Source organism: Pontibacter vulgaris, from assembly GCF_022758145.1.
Lineage (GTDB): Bacteria > Bacteroidota > Bacteroidia > Cytophagales > Hymenobacteraceae > Pontibacter > Pontibacter vulgaris.
Window position 1 is genome coordinate 21,336 of the sequence record NZ_JAJVDH010000005.1, and the last position, 22,735, is coordinate 44,070.

Genomic DNA, 22,735 nt, shown 5'->3' on the forward strand with positions numbered 1-22,735 from the left:
ATATGCAAAAGACCACTACCTTTTTAATGTTTGTAGGCGACCAGTTTGGGAAAGCCGAGGAAGCTGTAAGGTTTTATACTTCGCTTTTTAAAAACTCCGAAATAAAACATATTGAATATTTTAAAGCGGGTGAGCCTGGTGGGCAGGAAGGCACTGTGAAGCATGCGCAGTTTATACTTGCAGGCCAGGAGTATATGGCTTCTGAAAACCCGATGAGCCACCAGTTTACTTTTACGCCTGCCATTTCTATTTATGTTACCTGCGAAACAGAAGAGGAAATAGAGACTTTATTCCAGAAGCTTTCAGAAGGAGGGAATATAATGATGCCACTTGGCGACTATGGTTTCAGTAAGAAATTTGGCTGGCTTTCGGATAAGTATGGGATTTCGTGGCAGCTTAACCTGAACGCATTAAACTTTGGCGCAAGCTAATGCTTAAACCTAAACCCTTGAAAACAAAAAAACCGGCAGAACGCCGGTTTTTTTTAATATCTGTCAGCTTTAACAAGCCGCGAAGGGCTCTGTTTGGCTGCTGCTTATCGTGCGATAGCTGTGGAGTTTGTGTTTGATACCGGTACACTAGGCTTGGCAGCTGGTTCGTGCTTGGCATAGTTGTAAGCCGGGCAATACGTCTTGCAAGAGGACACGCCTAATGCTAAGCACAAAGTACCGAATACTAACAATTTCTTCATGATGCTGTAATGTTTATAGGGAATAGGTTTCAAAATTACCTTTTTTAAGATAAAAGCAAAATAACCTGACTTAAAAAATTACAATAAACCGCTTTATACTTCGTAGCCCAGAATCTTCAGCATGGCTTCGCTGCTTTGCTCGGGCGCAAATTGCCATGTTTTCAGGTTTCCTTCTTCATCCTTATCTACCAGAATATGCTTTGGCGAAGGGATGAGGCAATGCTTAATGCCGCCGTAACCGCTTAGCTGCTCCTGGTACGCCCCCGTATGGAAGAAACCGATGTAAAGCGGCTCCTGCTTTGGTATCTTTGGCAAGAACACCTGGAACGAATGCATTTCCGAGTTATAGTAATCCTGGCTGTCGCAGGTCATGCCGCCCAGCTGGATCTTACGGTATTCCTTATCCCAATGGTTTACAGCAAGCAACGGCCAGCGTTGGTTAAGCGCCCACGCATCAGGCAGGTTAGTAATAAAAGATCCATCGATCATGTACCACAACTCTTTGTCGTTCTGGAGTTTCTCATCCAGTATAGAGTAAATGTTGGCAGCGCTCTCGCCTACCGTAAATATTCCGAATTCAGTGAAAATATTTGGCTCCGGCACACCTTCTTCAGCGCAGATACGCTTAATGGTTCGCAGGATTTCTTCGGTCATGTAGCGGTAATCATACTCCAGCTGAATAGAAGTCTTGATCGGGAAGCCACCACCAATATCAATGGTATCCAGCTCCGGGCAAACCTTTTTCAGCTCGCAGTATTTGTGTACAAAACGGCTAAGCTCCGACCAATAGTATGATGTATCTTTAATTCCTGTGTTTATAAAGTAATGCAGCATCTTCAGCTCAAACCTATCGTCTGGTTTAATCTGCTGCTCATACAAATCAATTACATCGTTGTAGCGTACACCCAGGCGCGAAGTATAAAACTCAAATTTAGGCTCCTCGTCAGAGGCCAGGCGCATGCCAACTTTGGTTTTAACCTTTACGTGTTCTTTGTAATATTCAATCTCGCCCAGGTGGTCAAGTATAGGCATACAATTTACAAAGCCTTCGTTCAGTAGCTCCGATATCCACTGGCGGTACAGCTCGCGCTTAAATCCGTTGCAGATAATGTAAATGTTCTTGTCTATCTTGCCCTTATTGTAAAGCGACCTGATTATCTGCATATCGTAAGCAGAGGAGGTCTCGATATGGATGTCATTCTTTAGCGCCTCTTCCAGTACGAAAGAGAAATGCGAAGCCTTGGTGCAGTAGCAGTAGGTATAACTGCCTTTGTAATCCAGCTTTTCAATGCCCTCTTTAAAAAGCTGTTTAGCCTTCTGTATCTGCGAACTTATCTTGGGTAAGTATGTTAATTTTAGAGGAGTACCATATTCCTTTATGATTTCCATCAGAGGAATACCGTTAAATTGCAACTCGTTGTTTTCTACAGTAAACTCATCCGTAGGAAAATCGAACGTTTGGTGTATTAAATCGGTGTATTTATCCATTTAAAAAATGATATTGTCTTTAAGAAGATATGCAATATTGACTGTATTTTACAATCTTTGCAAAAACTTTGTTCAAATTATATGAAAAAAGTAAAGCTAATAGAAGTGAGGTCTGAACTGGGTGCCGGAACGCGCGGGGCAAGCATGGGAATCGACGCGCTTAAGGTAGCTTGCTGGGACAAAGGATCTGATTATTTTAAGCGTTTTAATGCGGTATCGGTACCGGATCTGAACTATACTTTGTTCGATAAAGACCTGTTTACCAACGCACACCGCATCGATAGTATCCTGACAGTACAGAAGAACATCAGTAACACCGTGCAGCAGACCATAGAAATGGGTATGTTTCCGCTGGTGCTCTCCGGCGACCATTCCAATGCCTCTGCTACCATAGCCGGTATAAAAGCTGCTTACCCTGATAAAACGCTGGGTGTGATCTGGATTGATGCACACGCCGACATACATTCGCCTTACACTTCGCCATCGGGCAATATGCACGGCATGCCGCTGGCCATTGCCCTGAACGAAGATAACCTGGAGCGCCAGATAAACGACCCGGAGCCGGAAACCATTTTTTTCTGGAACGCGCTTAAAAAACTGGGCACGGATGGGCCAAAGCTAAAGCACGAGCACCTGGTATACATTGTAGTGCGCGATACCGAAGAACCGGAAGACTACCTGATGGCAAAGCACGGTATCAAAAACTTTACCTATGCCGAAATGCTGGCAAAAGGCCCGCAGCAGATTGCCAAAGAAACATTGGCGCGGCTTCAGGACTGCGACCTTATTTATGTATCGTTTGATGTGGACAGCCTTGACCCGAAATTCTCGAAAGGAACCGGCACGCCTGTAGAAGTTGGCATGACGGTGGAAGAGGCCAAAGCCCTTTGTGTATGCCTGGTACGCGACCCGCGCGTATGCTGCTACGAGATGGTAGAGATAAACCCCACATTAGACACTGAAAATACCATGGCCGAAAATGCCTTCGATATACTGGAGGAAACAACCGAGGCCATCTTAAAACGTGAATTTAAAAGTACAGCTATACATTAAATGCAACTTCAATACGCCATTAGCCAGAGCATAAGCCAGGCACTTTCTTCTGTTTTCGATCTTACTGTTGATGCCACGCAGCTAGCGTTGCAGCCTACCCGCAAAGAGTTTGCCGGCAGTTATACTTTCGTTACTTTTCCTTATACCAAAAGTATAGGTAAAGGCCCCGACCAGATAGGCGAAGCCCTGGGCCAATACCTGAAGGAAAATTCATCCATTATTAAAGATTACAATGTAGTGAAAGGCTTCCTGAACCTGGAAGTAGAGGCTACTGAATGGCTGCGCCTTTTCCGCGAGCTCATGCAAGATGGAAACTATGGTCAGGCCAAAACATCGGGCAAGAACGTGATGGTAGAGTATTCGTCACCAAACACGAACAAACCGCTGCATCTGGGCCACCTGCGCAATAACTTCCTGGGTTATTCTGTGTCGGAGATTATGAAGGCGAACGGCCACAACGTGCTGAAGGCAAACCTGGTGAACGACCGTGGTATACACATCTGCAAATCGATGCTGGCTTACCAGAAGTTTGGCAACGGCGAAACTCCTGAAGGCAGCGGCATTAAAGGCGACCACCTGGCAGGTAAATATTATGTGCTGTTCGATAAAGCCTACAAAGAGCAGATTGATGAGCTGGTAGCAGGCGGTATGGATAAAGAGGAAGCTAAAAAGAAAGCCCCTCTTATGCTGGAAGCGCAGGACATGCTGCTGAAGTGGGAGCAGGGTGACGAAGAAGTAGTTAGCCTCTGGAAGCAAATGAACAGCTGGGTTTATGCCGGCTTTGACCAGACATACCGCAACATCGGCGTTGATTTTGATAAATTCTATTACGAATCGGGTACTTATACTTTGGGCAAAGGCCTGGTAGAAGAAGGTTTGCAAAAAGGCGTATTCTTTAAAAAGCCGGATGGCTCTGTTTGGGTAGACCTGACAGCCGAGGGCCTGGATGAGAAACTATTGCTTCGTGCCGACGGAACATCGGTATACATTACCCAGGATTTAGGAACTGCCGAACTAAAGTATAACGATTTCCCTTATGACCAATCGTTGTATGTGGTGGCCGATGAGCAGAACTACCATTTCCAGGTGCTGAAGGCAGTGCTTAAAAAACTAGGCAAGCCTTATGCAGAAGGTATTTACCATTTATCTTATGGTATGGTGGATTTGCCTTCAGGTAAAATGAAATCCAGAGAAGGTACTGTAGTTGATGCCGATGAACTGGTACAGGAAATGATTGATACTGCCCGCCAGCAAACAGAGGAGTTAGGTAAGATAGAAGGCTTTACCCCGGACGAGGCGCAGCAACTCTACCATACGCTGGCTCTAGGTGCACTTAAGTATTTCCTGCTGAAAGTAGACCCTAAAAAACGCATGCTGTTCAACCCGCAGGAGTCTATTGATTTCCGTGGTAATACGGGGCCTTTTGTGCAGTACACGCACGCACGTATTTCGGCTATACTTCGCAAAGCTGCTGAAATGGGTATAACTGTAGGTGCTGCTACTTTTGATAATTTCGAGAAGCTGCATGAGGCCGAGCAGGATGTGATTACGCAATTGGTAAGCTACCCGGAGGTAGTAAAAGAAGCTGGCAAACTATATGCTCCGTCTGTTATAGCCAACTATGCTTACGAACTGGCCAAAGCCTATAACCGTTTCTACCAGGAGATCTCGATCTTTAACGAAACAGATGAGCAGGCACGTAATTTCCGCATTGCCCTGTCGGCTATGGTTGCCCGCTTCGTTCGTGAAAGCATGAGCCTGCTGGGCATAGAAGTGCCGGAGAGAATGTAAGCTGACTAAACAAAAACTGGGGAAGCTGGTTATGCTTCTGAAATTTATACTTTAACGATCCAACGAAATGATGCGTGTATGTAAACTTTTAGCCTTTGTGCTTGTATTAGGTATGATGGCTTCCTGCTCTGGTAATTCAAGTACCTCTGCAAAAGAAAAAACAATGGAAAAAGAAACTACTGCTAACGCAACCACCGCTGCTAATGGCTTCTATGGCTTTAAAATGCAGTCGCTGGATGGTAAGGAAATTGATTTTGCAAAGTATAAAGGCAAGAAAGTGCTGCTGGTAAATACAGCATCGGAGTGTGGTTACACACCACAGTACGCCGACCTGCAAAAGCTGCACGAAACCCATGGCAACGATGTAGTTATACTTGGTTTTCCTGCAAACAATTTCGGTGGGCAGGAGCCTGGCTCTAGCGAGGAGATCGCTACTTTCTGCCAGAAGAATTATGGTGTAAACTTCCAGTTGTTCGATAAGATTTCGGTAGTTGGCGATGATCGCGCTCCGCTGTATGCGTGGTTAGAAGAAAATTCACCAAACCACGAAAAGCCAACTTGGAATTTCTGCAAATACTTGGTAGATGAGAATGGTAAAGTGGTAGCTTTCTACCCATCCAAAGTAAAACCAATGGGCGAGGAAATCCTGGCTGCCATTTCAAAGTAATTTATAGTTTTCTATTACCACATTGACACAAATAGATCAAACTGCTGCAAATCCAGGCCTAGTAAAGGCCTGGATTTCCGCTTTTAGGCCCCGCACTTTACCCTTGGCCCTTTCCTGTATAGGCATGGGAGGTTTTATGGCTGCTGCCAATGGCTACTTCAACGGCACTATTGTAGGCTTATGTGTACTAACCACGCTGTTGCTGCAAATACTTTCTAACCTTGCCAACGATTACGGCGACTCTGTGCACGGTGCCGACAGCGTGCACCGCGAAGGGCCGATGCGTGCTGTGCAGGCAGGCCATATAAAAGCGGAACACATGAAAAAGGGCATGATGGTATTCAGCCTGCTTTCGCTGGTATCGGGTTTGCTGCTGCTGTGGGTAGCTTTTGGGAAAGAAGGGTTATACTTATTCCTGCTGTTTCTGGGTCTGGGGCTGGCTTCTATCTGGGCTGCCATAAACTATACCGCCGGCTCTAAACCTTACGGCTATGCCGGGCTTGGCGATATCTTTGTGTTCATTTTCTTCGGGCTTGTAGGCGTATTAGGTACTTATTTTCTGCAGGCACAAACACTGGAGGCTGAAGTTATACTTCCGGCACTTATTTGTGGTTTTTTTGCTACTGCTGTACTTAACGTCAACAACATACGGGATATAAACTCTGATATACTGGCCGGTAAACATTCTATACCTGTGCGTTTAGGCCCGAAGCGAGCCCGTATTTACCACATTTTCCTCTTATCAGGTGGCGTGCTGAGTGCCTTTGCTTATGTAGGGCTTACCTTCCATAGTTGGTATCAGTTGCTGTTTATACTTGTTCTGCCGCTGGTTATAGTTAACGGAGTAAATGTATGGCGTAAGCAAACATCGAAAGCACTGGACCCATACCTGAAACAAATGGCTGTCACCACGCTGCTGTTTGTATTGTTATTCGGAATAGGGCAGATCCTGTAATTTCAGGCTTGTAACAAGCCTGTAAAATATAAAGGCCCGTCTGAATCCAGGCGGGCCTTTTATATTTATACTATGCAGGAGCTTCTATTTCAGAAGAGTGTCACTTTGAATGATGTATCCACCTTTTGCCAGAATATCTGTCTTAGCTGTTTCAAAACCTTCTTTGCTGATCGGCCGGGTAGCATCTTCGATCAGGTAGGTCTCGAAGCCTTCCTGCAGGGCATCTTTTGCAGAATAATAAACGCAGTAATCTCCGGCCAGCCCGGCAATGTATACTTGTTTAACACCCTTGCCTCTGAGGTAATCAGCCAGCCCAGTTGATTTAAGGTATCCATTATCATAGAAACCACTGTAGCTGTCAATTTCCGGGTTCATGCCTTTGCGGAAGATAGCTTCTATTTTATTTGCCGGTAACTCAAGTGGCAGTTCTGCCCCGGAAGTACTCTGCAAGCAGTGGTCGGGCCACAAAACCTGTGGCAGGCCTAGCAGTTCTATCTGCTCGAAAACTTGTTTGCCTTCGTGGTTAGATGCGAAGCTTTTGTGGTTCTGAGGGTGCCAGTCCTGCGTAGCCACCACTAACTCAAACAACTCCTGTAATTGATTTACTATAGGTATGATCTGGTCGCCTTCCGGCACAGCAAGTGCACCTCCGGGTAAAAAGTCATTCTGTATATCTATGAGCAATAGTGCTTTCATAAGGCGTTCTGATGTATAGTTTATATGGAAGTATAAAGTATATGCGAATTTAATACGAAGCCAGGTAATATACTGTCCGGATTATACTTTCTTAGTATAGATTTAGGAAGACAATCTCTTTTAAAAGAAAGAAGGCCGCTACAGGTAGCGGCCTTCTTTCTTTTATACTTTACTCTTGCGCCGGAGTCTGAGGGTTATTTTGCGGCTTCGGGTTAGATGATTTGTTGCGATTACGGTTTCTGTTCCGGTTACGATTAGGATTGCGGCCTTCCGCTGCCTGTCCTTCGGGGCGGGGTGCTCTTTCTCCTTCCGGTCGTGGGCTGCCTTCCTGGCGAGGTTCGCCTGCGCCTTCCGGTCTTGGCCCTCTGCGTTTGTTGCGGTCTCTGTTACCTCCGCCCGGGCGGTTACCACCACCGTGGCTACGTCCACTGCCACTCCCGTGGCCAAAGTCGCGCCGGGTTGGGTCGTAAGCCGGGGCAGCGCCAAAGCCTTCCGGTAACGGTAGCTTAGGCAGTTCGCGCTCGATCAGGCGTTCAACCTTGCTCACGCGGTACATATCTTTCTCGTTCACAAATGTGATAGCCATACCTGTTGAGGCGGCACGAGCCGTTCGACCTACGCGGTGCACATAATCTTCAGCATCCTGTGGCATGTCAAAATTAACCACATGGCTCAGGCTGTCGATGTCGATACCCCGTGAAAGAATGTCGGTGGCTACCAGGATCTGGTATTGCTTGTTTTTGAAACCCTGTAGGGCCTTTTCACGCTCTTCCTGTGTCAGGTCAGATTGTATGCCTTCGGCACCAAAGCCCATTTTGCGGAGCGAGCGTACGATCTGGCTTACATTCGACTTGCGTGAGGTGAAGATGATCATGTTCTGCACATCTAACTGGCGCAGGATATGCTCCAGTAAAGGCAGTTTCTGGTTATCGTAGGTCAGGTAAAGGCGCTGGTCTATACCTTCGGCAGGTTTAGAGATAGCCAGGTTTATCTGTTCCGGGTCTTTCAGTATTTGCTGCGATAGGTCTCGTATTTTTTTAGGCATTGTTGCCGAGAACAAAAGCGTCTGGCGATTCTTTGGCAGCGCACGTACAATCTTCAGGATATCATCCATAAAGCCCATGTCCAGCATTTTGTCGGCCTCATCCAGTACCAGGTAATTTAGCTGGTCCAGTTTTACGTAGCCCATTGCCATGTGCGACATAAGGCGGCCGGGCGTGGCTATAATAATATCGGCGCCACTGGTAAGGGCGCGTTTCTGCTGGTCCCACTCATCGCCTTTGCTGCCACCGTAAATGGCAATAGAGCTTACCGGGGCAAAATAGCCGAGGCCCTCTACCTGCTCATCAATCTGTTTGGCAAGTTCGCGGGTAGGTACAAGTATTAAAGTACTTGTGTGGTTATAGTTAGCATGCGAGATGCGGTCAATCAAAGGTAGCAGGTAAGCTGCTGTTTTTCCTGTACCCGTCTGGGCGCAGGCAATCATATCCTTACCTTCCAGAATAAGCGGTATTGCCTGCTCCTGCACAGGTGTGGCGGTATTGTACCCCATTGATTCAATACCAGTCAGTACGTCGTCGTGTAAGTTAAAAGAACGAAAATCCAAGTTTCAAATATTTAAGACTAACTTATTAAGTGCCACTATTTACCAGGCACAATTATCATTATTGTAAAGATACAAAATTTCTGCATGTTAAGTGCATTTGCAGTTTTAGTCCGATTTTATAGCGCACCACTAGTATAAATAGTAAATAGTATAAAAGTGTTGTTTAATTGTCTTTAGATTTGTTGGATGCAATTTTATGGTATTATGAAAGTTAAGTTGTGTTAATGCTATAAAGCAGTTAATCAGGTGTTTATGGTTTAGATTAAGTATAGTGAAGTACATATATTAATGATAAGTAATTTTTGAATATATAAAAAATTATATTATGTATGTAACATTTAGTATATGCCGGCGTAATAGCTTATTAAAGCGGCTACTGCCGCATTTGGCTAAGATAGAGGCGTTTAATTTATACTTTGATTTATGAAGAAGGCTATACAAGAATCACCAAATTTTTACCTGCTTTTAGGTGTTAACATTGTTAACATAATTTTTATGCTATTGTAACAACCTGCTAAAGCAGAATTTTGACATACCACTAGGCAGCTCTACTACAAGGCAGAGCTGCTTTTTTTATGCACCAAAGTTAAATCTTTAGTTATTTTGCTCCGGATCGCAGCTGACCAACTCTTTCTGTTGCCGATATCAAACAAACACTTAGGATGAAGCTTTCAGTTAGCGATCTATCATTGCTGATTTCTTAATTAAAATTGCATGGCCGGACATAATAAATGGTCGCAGATTAAGCGTAAGAAAGGAGCCCTTGATGCAAAACGCTCCAAAATATTTACCAGGCTGATTAAAGAGATAACCGTAGCCGTCAAAGAAGGCGGCCCCGATCCTGAAGGGAACCCCCGCCTTCGGATGGCCATCCAGAACAGCAAATCTGTTAACATGCCCAAAGACAATATAGAGCGGGCAATTAAAAAAGGCGAAAACACGGATAGTAACTATAGCGAGGTTACCTATGAAGGGTATGCAACTAACGGAGTGGCAGTGTTTATAGAATGCGCTACCGACAACATAAACCGCACTGTACAAAACCTTCGCACTATTTTTAACAAGTATGATGGCAGCCTCGGCACCAATGGCTCACTTGAGTTTATTTTCGACAGGAAAGGCGTTTTTGTAATTAAGCTAAGCCCGGTGCAGCTGCCGGATGAAGATGAATTTATACTTGAAATGATAGATGCCGGGGCCGAAGAAGTAGAATTTGAGGAGGAGTGTATAACGATCTACTGTGCCATGGAGGACTTCGGGCAGCTACAGAAAAAAGTGGAAAGTATGCACCTGGAAGTAGAGAATGCCGAACTACAGCGCCTACCTAAAACCACTGTTACGCTGGAGCTGGAGCCGCTGCAGAAAGTGCTGAGGTTTATAGATACCCTGGAAGACGATGACGATGTGCAGAAAGTATACCATAACCTGGATCTGAACGAAGAGCTTCTGGCTAAACTGGAAAGCTAGGGATAAAGAAAGTGAAGTATAAAGTATAAAAGCGGTTTCTTTTAAAAGAGCCGCTTTTATACTTTATACCCGTTTAAAATGCTACATTAACAATTGCTAACTTTCTGCCATGAACCCAAACGAACCGCTCTTAAAGGATTTAGTAGTGCTGGAACTTGCCAGTGTACTGGCTGGCCCAAGTGTAGGGCAGTTTTTTGCTGAGCTTGGCGCTACGGTTATTAAAATAGAAAATGCCGCAACTAATGGCGATGTTACACGCACCTGGAAACTCAGAAACGAAGAACAGGACAATGATACACCCGCATACTTTTGTGCAGCTAACTGGGGAAAAAAATCTGTAGCCCTGAACTTAACCAAACTCCAGGAGCTGCAGAAATTGTATAAACTGGTAGAGCGAGCAGATGTGGTAATTGCCAGTTACAAACCCGGCGATGCAGAAAAGCTGGGCGTTGATTTTGACAAACTTAAAAGTATAAACCCAAAGCTTATTTACGGCCACCTTACTGGTTATGGCCCCCATAGCCAGCGCGCTGGCTATGATGCCGTTGTGCAGGCGGAAAGCGGTTTTATGTACCTGAATGGCGAGCCCGATGGCAAACCAACCAAAATGCCTGTAGCCTTGATGGATATTCTGGCGGCACACCAACTTAAAGAAGGATTACTTACGGCATTGCTGCGGCGGGAACGAACCGGGCAGGGACAACTGATAGAAGTTTCGTTGGTGGAGGCTGGTGTGTCGGCGCTGGCAAACCAGGCGACAAATTATCTGGTGGCCGGGCAAAATCCGCAACGCATGGGCTCCGAACATCCTAATATTGTGCCTTATGGTAGTGTTTATACTGCACACGATGGTGGGCAACTTGTACTGGCCATAGGCGACGACAGGCAGTTCAGACGGTTATGTAGTATACTTGGTGCGCCGCAACTTGCCGATGACCCTGCTTATGCTACAAATTACGCCCGTGTTCAGCACCGCGAACAAATAAACCAGCAACTTCATCAGCTTATAAGCCAGCAAAACCGCGACGAACTATTACAGAAACTGCATCAGCAGCATGTGCCGGCTGGTGCTATCAATACCGTAGAAGATGTTTTTAAAATGCCACAGGCGCAACAAATGCTCCTGATGCATGGGGCTGTAAAGCCGGGTGTGCGGCAGGTAGCGTTTAAAGGCCAGCCTTTGCCACAAACTATAAGCCAACCACCGCATTATGGCCAGCATACTTCTGAAATACTGGCTATGGTAAATAATAAACCCACCATCCCTGACGAAAAAAATAGCAAATTTCAGAATTAAGTGCATGGTAAGTTTTGTACTATAGTTAGTTACATTGCTTAGATAACTATTTGCGTCCTGAATCTGTAAAAAACAGAATCAGCATACTGAAAATGTTCTTTTAAAAGAAGACTATGGAAGACAGATTAAACGATATAGTACTTGGCTTAGAGCAGAAATCTGCCGCCAAGCAAGCTATTTACCGCAATACAAAAGAAACCTTCGATAAAATGAAGGAAATATCGGTGAAATTGGTAGCCGAACTCACCGAGCGTATTACAAAGAAGAACGCTGACATTGTGATCGAATACATCAACATCAGCGAGCATGAGTTCCATATAAAGTTTTCGGGTGACCTGCTTGTTTTTGTGATGCACTCTAACATTATCACTTTTCCCGATGATTATGAGATCATGCGGAATGATTACATAGAAGAAGATTTTAAGCGACGGTTTTTCGGACACATTATGGCTTATAACTTTATGGCCGATACTATAAAGTATAACCGCCTCGATGACCCCGGTTACCTGGTAGGGCGCATGTTAGTAAATATCGAAAAGCACTTCTGTATAGAAGGCGTGAAACAATTAGACCTGGCGTATGACCGAATTGCTAAAAACGTGATCACAGATAAGCGGCTTCGCATTATAGTAGAAAGCGCTATGATTGCCGCCGTGAACAATGACCTGATGGGGCAGGATGTAAGCGATATCGAGAGAATCACCTTAAAGCAGAAGCTTGAAAATACCCACCTGACAAAGCCACGAAAACTTGGCTTTATGATAAGCCCGGAACTGACACATTAAGAAAGTTAAATAAAACCCGGACAGTTTTGCCCGGGTTTTTTTTAAATGGTAACCTGTTCTGTTTTTAACCTGAAAGCGGTCAAAGCCTCTTCCAGGGCCGGCAGGCTCTCCAATAATTCCTGGAAACCACTGATGCAGAAGTACTGGCTCTGGAAAGTTTCTTTGATATAGCCGGTTTCCAGAATGTGCTCTACATCAAAATCATACTTTATACTTTCCTCCGATACCGATAACTTACTCTCGCCTACAGACGAAAGTATACCTGCACCATAGATCTTTGCTTTACCCTCTTCATCGCGGAACAGGCCAAACTCTATTGTGTACCAGTAAATGCGCGTCAGCAGATCGATCAAGTCTGGCCGGTCGGTGTAGGAGAGTGCCAATTGAGACAGCTTAGCCAGGAACTCGCAGTAAACCGGTATAGTCAGCAGCGGCACATGCCCGAACACATCATGGAACATGTCGGGCTCTTCGAGGTAATCAAGCTGCTCCATTTTCCTGATCCAGACGGTAGCCGGAAATTGCCTGTTTGCAATCAGTTTAAAAAACAGCACATCATCTACAATGCCGGGCGCAGGCACCACCTCAAAGCCGGTTAGTGGTTTCAGCCGTTGGTTTACTTCCCCAAAATCGGGTATCCGGTTTCTGCTGAAGCCAACTTTTTCAAGTCCTTCCATAAATTCCGGAATAGCTTTATCTGGCAGGTTTTTAAGCTGACGATCGTAAAGAATGGCCCAAACGTTATGGTTTTCCTCGGTGTAGCTGCTGTAGTTCTGGGTAATGTTCATGGGTTTATGATTTTATAGTTTACAAATAGATATAAATGAAAAAAGCAGGGCTTTCGCTCTGCTTTTCAGTATCACTTAAAGTTCAGCCGGTTTAAGGCCTTTCTTATTTTTTTACGATATGTTATCGGAGTGATTGCCAAAGAGAGCGCGGTACATGCAGCGATAATAATAGCTGTAATAGTTATAAGGGCTCAGGCAATAAGAATAGATAGCACGCAAAAGCTCCTGGCCGGTAGAAGGTACAGGCAAAGTAAGTGTAGTAGCTATAGGTGCTGTGTGCTGCATTTAAAAAGTATGTAATGCAAAGTGGCGAAGTTTCAGGTTAAACGCAAGCTCGGAAATAATGTTAACGGAAAATAAATAATTTTAATAGATTAAGTATAATTCCATCAGCCAATGAAATTGATTTCTTTGGTTTATACTTTAATCAAACTCCCTGAGTATTCTGGATATGTGTTTTTTGTATCTGGTTGATCATCAGTGAATAAGTGCCTTCTATTCTGGCATTACTCTCGTATACTCAGATGTAAAGGCAGTGATGATGAAACCGGTTTTAAATTGGACTAACGCAGCAAGTATAAATTCTTATACTTTGCGGCTGTCCTGTACGCTTGTTTTCGCTTTACTTTATACTTTTTCAGCATTTGCAGCCTTGCCTCCCGAGCCTAAACGCAAGCCGCTTCGCACTAAAAATATCATAATTTTAGTTATTGATGGGCCGCGTTACTCTGAAATGTGGGGAGCCACCCCAGGCGTAATACCCAACTTATCTACCCGCCTGAAAGGGAAAGGTGTTTTCTTCAGTAACTTCCTGAACGATGCTTATACTTATACTAACTCTGGCCACACAGCCATTACTACCGGCATAAACCAACCCATTGATAATTATGGAGCGGAGCTTCCGGCGCATCCTTCTATTTTCCAGCAGTGGTTAAAGCAAACGGGCAAGCCGGCAACCGCCGCTTGGATTGTAAGCAGCAAGGATAAGCTCAACATTTTAGGCAATACTGCCGACTCTGTTTGGCACGACCAGTTTTTGCCATCGCTGAATTGCGGTGTAAATGGCCCGGGCACCGGCTACCGCGCCGATTCGCTGACGCTGATAGAGGTGAAAAAGGTGCTGACCACAAATAAGCCAAACCTGATGCTCATTAATTTTATGGAACCAGATGGCTATGCCCACGCCGAAAACTGGAACTACTATATCCGGGGCATCGCCCGTGACGACAGGTATGTGCAGCAGCTTTGGGATTTCCTGAGAAAGAATAAAAACTATAAAAAGAACACCACGCTCCTGATTACCAGCGACCATGGCCGCCACCTGGATGGTATAGACGGCGGCTGGATTGACCATGGCGATAACTGCCAGGGGTGCCAACAAATTTTTTTATTGGCCATAGGCCCTGATTTTAAAAAGCGGCAAACAGTAGCAACCAAGCATACTTTGGTTGATATCTCGGCAACGGTGGCAAAAATGATGGGTTTTACTTTTGAGCAGTCGCAGGGGCAGGTAATGAAAGAACTCTTCTCCAGGAAAAAACTACGGGACCTGGGTCTGTAAATCATACCTTTCATTTTTCTCAAATCAGCTTGCAAGTATAAATCTGTAAGTATAAAGTATAGCAGCAGTTCTGATGAAGTATTTCTGGTTCTGTATCGCTTGTTTTACCCTGATCTTCGGTCTTGCTCTGCCTGTGCGAGCTGAAGCAGGAGAAACTATACTTTCAGACTATAAAATTCTTAGTAATTACAGCCAGCAAAAAGAGGAAAACCCGCTTTTTACAGCGGCTGATGTGCTGGAGTTTAAGCTTGCTGTAGATTATCAGAAATTGCTGAAAGATAGGGGAGATGAGCGGGGTTATCACCAGGCTGTGCTGACGTACAAAGATTCTGCCGGGGCAGCTGTAAACATGAACCTGAAAGTAATGGTACGGGGCAACCGCCGCCGCGACCCTAATTTGTGTGGCTTTCCGCCCCTGATGCTAAACTTCCAGCGCAAAACTTCCCAGCAAACCATTTTCCGGAAAGTAAATAAAGTAAAACTGGTAACGCATTGCATCAACGAAGATTACATCATTCGCGAGTACCTGGTTTATAAACTATACAATGTGCTGACTGACAATAGTTTTCGGGTAAGGCTGTGCCGCATTGAGTATGAAGACCTGGAAGGGAAAAGGAAGCCGGAGCAAAAGTATGCTTTCCTGATAGAGGACGATGATGAAATGGCCAGACGGAATGAGGGGAAGATCGTGCCAAAAGAGATTGTTATTTCTATGGCCAGTACCGATGAACTACCGATGGCTACGCTGGCTTTTTTCCAGTACCTGATTGGCAACACCGATTGGTCTGTGCCTTACCGCCACAACATCAAACTCGTTTCTACGGACTCTTTATCTGCGCCTGTTCCGGTGCCTTACGACTTTGATTATTCAGGTATTATAAGTGCCCCTTATGCGGTGCCGCCTCCTGAGTTAGGCCTTTCTTCTGTGCGACAGCGTTTATTTAGGGGTTATACGTACTCTGATAACACCTACCGGAAAGTGGTAAATACTTTTAACTCGCATCGAACGGCTTTATACGCAGTTTACCGGCAATGCGAATTGCTGGACAAAAGCTACCTGAAACGCACCTTAAAATACCTCGACAGCTTTTATGAAACGATAAATGATGAGAAGGATTTCAGGAATAAAATTGTAAAGGTAGCAGAGCGGAATCAGGAAAACTATGTGGTGGTAAAAGGCCTGGACTGAAGACTGATTTTAAAGTATAAAGGCAGTCCTCGGGCTGCCTTTATACTTTCCAGTTTATACTTTCCAGTTTATACTTTCCAGTTTATACTTTCCAGTTTATACTTTCCAGTTTATACTTAGCTCTTACATCAGTTCTGCCAGTTCCAGCCAGCGGAATTCTTTTTCTTCCAGTTGCCCGTTTATAGCTTCGAGCTCAGAGGCCCAGGCAGTAAGCTGGGTATGGTCGGTGGTAGTGCCGGCATTCATCAGGCCTGTTATTTCTTCTTTACGGGCCTCTAACGTAGCAATTTCTTTTTCCAGCTGCTCGTACTCTCTTTTCTCGTTATAAGTGGCTTTTCGCTTGTTGGCGGCAGCAGGTTCTTCCTGTTTTTTCTCCACTACAGGTGCGGCTATCACTTTTTTCTCTTCCTGTACCTGCGTGCGTTCCTGTTCCTGTAGCCACTCACGGTAATCAGTATAGTTGCCCGGGAAGTTGCGGATCTTGCCTTCGCCTTCAAACACAAAAAGGTGCTCTACCAACCGGTCCATAAAATAGCGGTCGTGGCTCACTATAAGCAGGCAACCGCCAAAGTTCAGCAGGAAATCCTCCAGTATGTTCAGCGTAATAATGTCGAGGTCGTTGGTAGGCTCATCCAGAATCAGGAAGTTCGGGTTTTTGATGAGCACGCGCAGCAACTGCAGGCGGCGTTTTTCGCCCCCGCTCAGCTTGCTGACCATGGTATACTGTTGTGGCGGCGCAAACTGGAAATGCTGCAGAAACTGGCTGGCTGTTATTACTTCGCCATTCGCCATTTCCACCACTTCGGCAATCTCTTTTACAATATCAATTACGCGCTGGTCTTCTTTAAAAGTCAGTTCGTTCTGGGTGTAATAACCGAATATAGTTGTTTGTCCGGCATCTATAGTTCCGCTATCGGGCTGCAGGTTGCCCACCAGCATGTTCAGGAAAGTGGATTTGCCGGCACCGTTCGGACCAACTATACCTATTCTGTCTTTTTTCTTGAACACATAAGAGAAATCGTCTACGATTACCTTATCGCCAAAACGCTTCGAGATATGGTCTACTTCTATGATCTTGCTGCCCTGGCGCGTGGTTTTTACAGATAGCTCCAAAGTAGGTGCGGCGGTTTTCTTGGCGGCTTTTTCTTTCAGCTCTTCAAAGGCATCTACTCTATACTTGGCCTTGGTGCCACGCGCTTTTGGCTGGCGTCGTATCCAGTCAAGTTCTTTGCGCATCAGGTTACGCGCTTTATCGGTTTCGGCGGCGGCTATTTCTTCGCGTTCTGCTTTTTTCTCAACAAAGTAAGTATAGTTGCCTTTGTAAGTATAAACCTTGCCGCCATCCAGTTCCGCAATTTCGTTTGCCACTTTGTCCAGAAAATAACGGTCGTGGGTTACCATCAGCAGGGTAGTGTTTTGTGTCGAGAGCAGGTTCTCGAGCCATTCAATAGTGTCCAGGTCCAGGTGGTTGGTAGGCTCATCGAGTATCAGCATACTTGGCTCTTCTATCAGCACGCGGGCCATGGCCACACGCTTGCGCTGCCCACCCGATAGTTGCTTTATTTGCTGCTCCAGGTTATGGATTCCCAGTTTTGATAAGATCTGTTTTACTTTCAGCTCAAAATCCCACGCCTGCAGTTCGTCCATGCGCTCCATCAGCTTCTGCATTTTTTCGGCACTGGTGTTAGGGTTCTCAAGGGCAACTTCGTAATCACGTATCACATCCAGCACCTCGCTCTGGCCCGAAAAAATAGTTTGCTGCACGGTCAGTTCTTCGTTCATTTCAGGGTTCTGGCCCAGGAAACCGATAGACACTTCTTTGCGCACACTTACACTACCTTCATCGGGAGGTAATTTGCCGGCAAGTACATTTAGCAGGGTTGTTTTTCCTGAGCCGTTAACGCCTACAAGAGCCACGCGTTGCCCCTGGCTAATGCCGAAGTTCAGGTTTTTAAAGAGCCAGCGATCGCTGAAGCTTTTCGAGATGTTTTCTGCTGATAAGTAATTCATAGTGCAAATTTAGGCATTTCTGCTCGTAAGGGCGTAAAATAAAACAGGCTGGCTCTTTCGGGCCAGCCTGTTTTGTTAAAAGCTTTATAAGCTTTTAACCAACGTTTATCTTATATGCTCGCGTAAGGGGTGTTTTACACGGTAAGATGTGCTCGGACTGCGGTGTGTTGTTAGTGAAGCAAGTATAGCAAATACACCAAAAATAACATGTGGCGTGTATACCTTGTCAGCAAAGCCAAATAACCAGGGCGATAAAGCCAGCAGTACACCAATTGCAAAGTCCATCATAAGATGAGTTTGCATGGGCAGCATCCTGATAATGCCTGCTTCAAAATCGGTAAGTATAGTCTGAAGCAGGACCAGGCTACCTGCAATTACCGGTACCCAGGTTTCGGCGCCGCCAGCAGCAAAGTCAAACAGCCAGGGCGATGCAATTAGTAATAACCCAACTATATAGTCTAAAACTCCGTGGAACCGGGTTGGAATAAATCTCATATAAACCTCCTTTCAAATTGATAGTCGTAGCTATTTATACGCCGGATTAGAAAAGGGGGCTAATAAAATATGGATTTTGGCTATACTATTGCTCGGTTACTACTACTGTTCTGGCAATATAATCGTGCAACATTTGGTTGCGTCTTGTGCTCAGAATCAATAAAAAGCCTAACAGAAACGGTGCTGCTGATGCAAGTTTTGAGAAGTAGCGTAAATTGGCTTGTGCAAAGCTGATGCGCTTGCCGCGCAGGTCGGTTACTTTTAGCCCTAATGTAAACTTGCCAATGGTAGCCTGCTTTGGCGATGCCTCCAGTAAAGTATAGTATAACCAGTGCAGCACAGGGAAGTACAGGTTAAAAAACAGGGTTTTAAAAATGAACACAAGCTGCCCCACACCAAGGCCATGCTGGTGAATGATCTCTTTCCAGGAAACCTGTTGCTGCGGATCGTTGGCAGTGGAGTATAGAATTACCGAGTAAAAAAATACCAGAATGGTAGTATCTACTAAAGTTGCCACAAACCTGGTTGATAAGCTGCCATATAATGCGGACTTTTTTATTACAGGCGCCGTACTTTGTAAAGTAGTAAGCATAAGGGTCTTTACGTTTAGTTGTTAGGGAACAACTTTGCCAACTACGGAAGGCAAGTTTTATGGTTCAGACAATAGTAAAACTCCTATGACAGGCTGACTTGATATGCATCAGGTCGTTAATGGGTCGGTAACTTAAGTTAAATATAATATTTATTCTAAAACCAACAAATAATTAAATAAAATTTATATTTATAGAGTAGAATATGATAATAGTGATTTTATTTATAACTCAATATTAACTAAGAATCGTTCTATGTTTAAATAAAAAAGGGCCAACGGTATGATTTTACTAGTAAACGTATCTTTTCTGTGAATTTACTTAACTTCGTTGCCTATGGTACAGGAGAAGAAAGCACAACCGATCGGGATTTTCGATAGTGGTATAGGTGGCCTCACAGTGGCAAAAGCTATACTTAAAGAGCTACCGAACGAGCGCATTGTATACTTTGGCGATACTGCCCACCTGCCTTACGGCGATAAATCTACAGCAGCCATACAGGCTTATTCTGTTAAGATATGCGACCTTTTGCTTAAGCAACATTGCAAGGTTATACTTATTGCCTGTAACTCGGCATCGGCGGCGGCTTATGAACTGGTAAAAGAATATGTGGGCAGCAAAGCCAAAGTGCTGAACGTGATTGACCCTATTGTAAACTATATCGGTAAAACCTATCCGGGTAAAACCATCGGTTTAATTGGCACCAAACAAACTGTAAATTCCAATGTTTACCGCAAAAAAGTGGATGACCTTAACTTAGGGATTGAGTTAAAATCGCATGCCACACCACTTCTGGCCGCCATGATAGAAGAAGGCTTTTTTAATGACTCCATTTCTGAAAGTGTTATCCATGCTTACCTGTCAGACCCTGCCTTAAAAGGTATTGAGGCACTTATACTTGGCTGTACGCATTACCCGCTCATTAAAAAGCAAATTGAGGCTTATTACCAAGGTAAAGTAGATGTGCTGGATGCAAGTATGATTGTAGCAGAGCATGTTAAAAATTACCTGCAGGCCAATAAACTGGCATCCGATAAACTGGTTGGCGACCATAAATTCTACGTTTCTGACTTTACTCATTCTTTTGAGGAAAGCACCCGGATCTTTTTTAAACGACAGGTACATTTAGAGCATTACCCGTTGTGGGAGTAGATTGGAGTCAAAAATTTTTTTTGTCATTTCGAGCCATAGCGAGAAATCTTAATTGCCTTATAGTTGACGCCTATACTTGCTAGGACCAAGCAATCCATTCAAATTTCCTCTAATCCTGGGAGCACTAATTACCTATAGTTTTATAGCTAACTTTGGTGCCCTCACGGCCGGGAGGCCCCGTCTTTGGGTATCGCGCCTTGTACATTTCCTTTTCTCGTACCTCGAAATGCCTGCGGCACCGGAAATCTACAAGGCGCTCTTCAAAGACTGATATCTTTCGGTAGTTGATTTATAGTTGATTGGAGAAGTAGAGGCTGCGAGATTTATCATGGTTATAGTTTTGTAGGTACAGGTCGCGACCTGTCCGCCCGTGGACTGTACCTATAAAAACAATAATATGAATTATAGCAATGTCCAAATTCCCCTCTTGAGAGGGGTAGGGGTGTGTAAAATGTTTCTGCCAGATATCTCATGCTATTTGAGATGAAAGAATAAAAACTAGGTATAACTCCCCTCCTTAGACAAGGAGGGGTTAGGGGTGGTTGGACCAACTCTAACTATAAAACTATCATCTAATCACTTACCAACACGGGACTCAACACTCTAGACACAGAACTCCTTTGCATTATCAAAAGTCCCCTTAAAACCGTACCTTTAACTATACTTGCATTAGAACGAATGAAAAAACGATATCTGCGCATCGGCGATCTTAAACGCAACGCCTTTATAGTAGCGGCGGCTGCCTGCATGGGCCTTACCAGTTGCGGCAACAACAATAACAATAACAACGACTGGAACTCTGGTGAAGAAGTAAAACTACCGGATGGCATCATCACAGAACTTACCGAAGAAGCTCCTGACCAGTGGAAAATAACCGACGAGCGCACCACAGCACCGGGTGCCAGCATGGCTATTTTAAAGTATAGCGATGGCCGGATAGATACCCTGAAGGGACTGGAACTTGAAAACCGCATGAAAGAACTGGCAACCAATCAGAATACCTATCAGCAAGGTGGATTTGGACTAGGTAGCGTGCTCTGGTGGAGCGGTATGGGGTACATGGCTGGTCGTATGATGTCTCCGAACCCTGCTTATTATGCTAACCCGAGCCATATTCGTCGTACTGATTCCTGGAGGCAGAATGTGCAAACCTATCGTCAGCAAAGTACAGCACCCCGTTCCGGTAGAAGCGGCTATTTCAGAGGTCGCAGCAGTGGCGGTGGTTTCGGTGGTTAAGTTATACTTCAGAACTATACTTCATGCTGAATAATTTAAGAGTTAGAGTGCGTCTGGAACCACACTCCGGCGACGTGGAAACTGCTGTGCGTGGCCTTGGCTGGGAGTGGTGTGTAGAAGATGGTTGCGCCAACTATGTGCCCGGCGAAGCAGTAGTGTTGAACGAGAATGACGCAGATAAACTGTTGGAGGCTGCCGATACACTCTATAATATGATGGTGCAGGCCGTGCCGGATGATCTGCCGGATGCTTTCCTAAATGTGCTTGGTATTCCCCAAAACTTATGGCAACTGGTGCGACAATCATGGAACGACGACCGGCACTGGCACTTGTACGGCCGCTTCGATCTGGCTCAAACTCCTGAAGGGCCAAAACTGCTGGAATTTAACGCCGATACCGCGACATCTATACCTGAAACTGCTGTGGTACAATGGGCAAGCTTAGCTGCTGCCGGAAAACAAAATTCCAACCAATACTCGGGTTTATATGAGGCATTGGTAGAACAGTTCAGAACCTGGCGTATGATGAACAATGATCTGGCTCCGGCATTATTGTTAACTTACCTAGGTGGCAGTGCAGAAGACGAAACTAACTGTGCCGTACTGGCGCAGGCTGCTACCGAAGCTGGTTTTGATGCACATCTTTGCCCCATTGATGAAGTAACTATCTCGACGCAGGGAGCGGAACGTGGCGTGTGGGCACAGATAGGGCAGGAGCAGTGGCAGCAGTTTCCGTTCCTGTTTAAGCTATTGCCCTGGGAACAGATTGCCTGGGAAGAGCCAGAACTCTGCGAAAGCCTGACACAACTTGTTCGTAGCCGAAATGTAGTGGTTTCCAATCCGGCTTATACTTTACTGTTTCAGAGTAAAGGCATGCTAGCCTGGCTTTGGAAGGCTTACCCATACCACCCATTGCTTTTAGAAGCTGATCTGGAACCACTAATTGGCAAGTATATCCGCAAGCCATACTTCGGCAGGGAAGGGCAAAGTATAGAAGTAGTAGACAAAGTGCGCGTAACCAAACTGGAAGGCGAATACGACCAGCAACAGCAGGTATACCAGCGCTGGTGCGACCTGCCCGAGGACAACAAAGGCTATACTTACCAGGCAGGTGTTTTCTGGGCCGGCGAAGGTTGTGCCATCGGTTTCCGCCGCGAGAAGGGTATCATTACCAACCTGTCGCAGTTTGTGCCTCACTTAGTAGAGTAATCAAAATTAG

Annotated in this window: 22 protein-coding genes; 13 read left to right on the plus strand and 9 right to left on the minus strand. The window is 45.1% G+C overall.

Annotation, left to right across the window (positions count from 1 at the left end):
- The first annotated feature begins 2 nt into the window (after positions 1 to 2).
- Positions 3 to 431, plus strand: a complete 429-nt coding sequence (locus tag LWP20_RS12465) for a VOC family protein (protein WP_242928483.1) — start codon at positions 3 to 5, stop codon at positions 429 to 431.
- A 104-nt stretch (positions 432 to 535) separates the two neighbouring features.
- On the opposite strand, the gene LWP20_RS12470 is transcribed toward LWP20_RS12465, so the two are convergent.
- Together LWP20_RS12470 and LWP20_RS12475 are read right to left on the minus strand one after the other, a co-directional pair.
- Entirely contained in the window at positions 536 to 691 is a 156-nt protein-coding gene (locus LWP20_RS12470; protein WP_242928484.1) for a hypothetical protein, read from the minus strand.
- A 93-nt stretch (positions 692 to 784) separates the two neighbouring features.
- Entirely contained in the window at positions 785 to 2,179 is a 1,395-nt protein-coding gene (locus LWP20_RS12475) for a type III PLP-dependent enzyme domain-containing protein (RefSeq protein ID WP_242928485.1), read from the minus strand.
- 81 nt (positions 2,180 to 2,260) lie between these two features.
- Here LWP20_RS12475 and LWP20_RS12480 point away from each other — a divergent pair, with 81 nt between their 5' ends.
- The 4 genes from LWP20_RS12480 to LWP20_RS12495 all read left to right on the plus strand — a co-directional run bounded on the left by LWP20_RS12480 (position 2,261) and on the right by LWP20_RS12495 (position 6,645).
- Positions 2,261 to 3,232 (plus strand): arginase, encoded by a 972-nt coding sequence (locus tag LWP20_RS12480; protein WP_242928486.1) that lies wholly within the window; start codon positions 2,261 to 2,263, stop codon positions 3,230 to 3,232.
- Positions 3,233 to 5,023, plus strand: a complete 1,791-nt coding sequence (argS, locus tag LWP20_RS12485) for an arginine--tRNA ligase (RefSeq protein ID WP_242928487.1) — start codon at positions 3,233 to 3,235, stop codon at positions 5,021 to 5,023.
- A gap of 163 nt (positions 5,024 to 5,186) precedes the next feature.
- A complete protein-coding gene (locus tag LWP20_RS12490) occupies positions 5,187 to 5,690 on the plus strand; it encodes a glutathione peroxidase (RefSeq protein ID WP_242928488.1) in 504 nt (167 codons plus the stop codon).
- A gap of 31 nt (positions 5,691 to 5,721) precedes the next feature.
- Entirely contained in the window at positions 5,722 to 6,645 is a 924-nt protein-coding gene (locus LWP20_RS12495) for a 1,4-dihydroxy-2-naphthoate polyprenyltransferase (protein WP_242928870.1), read from the plus strand.
- A gap of 84 nt (positions 6,646 to 6,729) precedes the next feature.
- Here the strand turns inward: LWP20_RS12495 and pncA are convergent, their stop codons facing one another.
- Positions 6,730 to 7,341 (minus strand): bifunctional nicotinamidase/pyrazinamidase, encoded by a 612-nt coding sequence (pncA, locus tag LWP20_RS12500; RefSeq protein ID WP_242928489.1) that lies wholly within the window; start codon positions 7,339 to 7,341, stop codon positions 6,730 to 6,732.
- 169 nt (positions 7,342 to 7,510) lie between these two features.
- Complete coding sequence (locus LWP20_RS12505) at positions 7,511 to 8,893, minus strand: DEAD/DEAH box helicase (protein WP_242928871.1); 1,383 nt, start codon at positions 8,891 to 8,893, stop codon at positions 7,511 to 7,513.
- A 768-nt stretch (positions 8,894 to 9,661) separates the two neighbouring features.
- On the opposite strand from LWP20_RS12505, the gene LWP20_RS12510 reads away from it, so the two are divergent.
- The 3 genes from LWP20_RS12510 to LWP20_RS12520 all read left to right on the plus strand — a co-directional run bounded on the left by LWP20_RS12510 (position 9,662) and on the right by LWP20_RS12520 (position 12,496).
- Positions 9,662 to 10,414: a YebC/PmpR family DNA-binding transcriptional regulator gene (locus LWP20_RS12510; protein WP_242928490.1), complete on the plus strand. Its 753-nt coding sequence runs from the start codon at positions 9,662 to 9,664 to the stop codon at positions 10,412 to 10,414.
- 109 nt (positions 10,415 to 10,523) lie between these two features.
- Complete coding sequence (locus LWP20_RS12515) at positions 10,524 to 11,711, plus strand: CaiB/BaiF CoA transferase family protein (protein ID WP_242928491.1); 1,188 nt, start codon at positions 10,524 to 10,526, stop codon at positions 11,709 to 11,711.
- 113 nt (positions 11,712 to 11,824) lie between these two features.
- On the plus strand, positions 11,825 to 12,496 hold the full coding sequence (locus LWP20_RS12520) for a hypothetical protein (RefSeq protein WP_242928492.1): 672 nt from the start codon (positions 11,825 to 11,827) through the stop codon (positions 12,494 to 12,496).
- A gap of 41 nt (positions 12,497 to 12,537) precedes the next feature.
- Here LWP20_RS12520 and LWP20_RS12525 read toward each other — a convergent pair whose 3' ends face one another.
- On the minus strand, positions 12,538 to 13,284 hold the full coding sequence (locus LWP20_RS12525; RefSeq protein ID WP_242928493.1) for a phenylalanine 4-monooxygenase: 747 nt from the start codon (positions 13,282 to 13,284) through the stop codon (positions 12,538 to 12,540).
- 111 nt (positions 13,285 to 13,395) lie between these two features.
- On the minus strand, positions 13,396 to 13,569 hold the full coding sequence (locus LWP20_RS12530) for a hypothetical protein (RefSeq protein WP_242928494.1): 174 nt from the start codon (positions 13,567 to 13,569) through the stop codon (positions 13,396 to 13,398).
- Positions 13,570 to 13,822: 253 nt separating this feature from the next.
- On the opposite strand from LWP20_RS12530, the gene LWP20_RS12535 reads away from it, so the two are divergent.
- On the plus strand, positions 13,823 to 14,845 hold the full coding sequence (locus LWP20_RS12535; RefSeq protein ID WP_242928495.1) for a sulfatase-like hydrolase/transferase: 1,023 nt from the start codon (positions 13,823 to 13,825) through the stop codon (positions 14,843 to 14,845).
- A 73-nt stretch (positions 14,846 to 14,918) separates the two neighbouring features.
- On the plus strand, positions 14,919 to 16,034 hold the full coding sequence (locus LWP20_RS12540) for a hypothetical protein (protein WP_242928496.1): 1,116 nt from the start codon (positions 14,919 to 14,921) through the stop codon (positions 16,032 to 16,034).
- Between the two features lie 123 nt (positions 16,035 to 16,157).
- Here LWP20_RS12540 and LWP20_RS12545 read toward each other — a convergent pair whose 3' ends face one another.
- The 3 genes from LWP20_RS12545 to LWP20_RS12555 form a co-directional block, all read right to left on the minus strand.
- Entirely contained in the window at positions 16,158 to 18,044 is a 1,887-nt protein-coding gene (locus tag LWP20_RS12545; protein WP_242928497.1) for an ABC-F family ATP-binding cassette domain-containing protein, read from the minus strand.
- 105 nt (positions 18,045 to 18,149) lie between these two features.
- On the minus strand, positions 18,150 to 18,539 hold the full coding sequence (locus LWP20_RS12550) for an SPW repeat domain-containing protein (protein ID WP_242928498.1): 390 nt from the start codon (positions 18,537 to 18,539) through the stop codon (positions 18,150 to 18,152).
- 85 nt (positions 18,540 to 18,624) lie between these two features.
- Positions 18,625 to 19,056, minus strand: coding sequence for an RDD family protein (locus LWP20_RS12555; protein WP_242928499.1), 432 nt, complete (start codon positions 19,054 to 19,056; stop codon positions 18,625 to 18,627).
- A gap of 409 nt (positions 19,057 to 19,465) precedes the next feature.
- On the opposite strand from LWP20_RS12555, the gene murI reads away from it, so the two are divergent.
- From murI to LWP20_RS12570, 3 genes are all read left to right on the plus strand, one after another.
- The gene (gene murI / locus LWP20_RS12560) at positions 19,466 to 20,281 is read left to right on the plus strand and encodes a glutamate racemase (RefSeq protein ID WP_242928500.1); all 816 of its coding nucleotides are present in this window, start codon (positions 19,466 to 19,468) and stop codon (positions 20,279 to 20,281) included.
- Positions 20,282 to 20,959: 678 nt separating this feature from the next.
- A complete protein-coding gene (locus LWP20_RS12565) occupies positions 20,960 to 21,517 on the plus strand; it encodes a Cj0371 family chemotaxis-regulating polar lipoprotein (protein WP_242928501.1) in 558 nt (185 codons plus the stop codon).
- 23 nt (positions 21,518 to 21,540) lie between these two features.
- Positions 21,541 to 22,725: a glutathionylspermidine synthase family protein gene (locus tag LWP20_RS12570; RefSeq protein ID WP_242928502.1), complete on the plus strand. Its 1,185-nt coding sequence runs from the start codon at positions 21,541 to 21,543 to the stop codon at positions 22,723 to 22,725.
- Positions 22,726 to 22,735 lie beyond the last annotated feature (10 nt).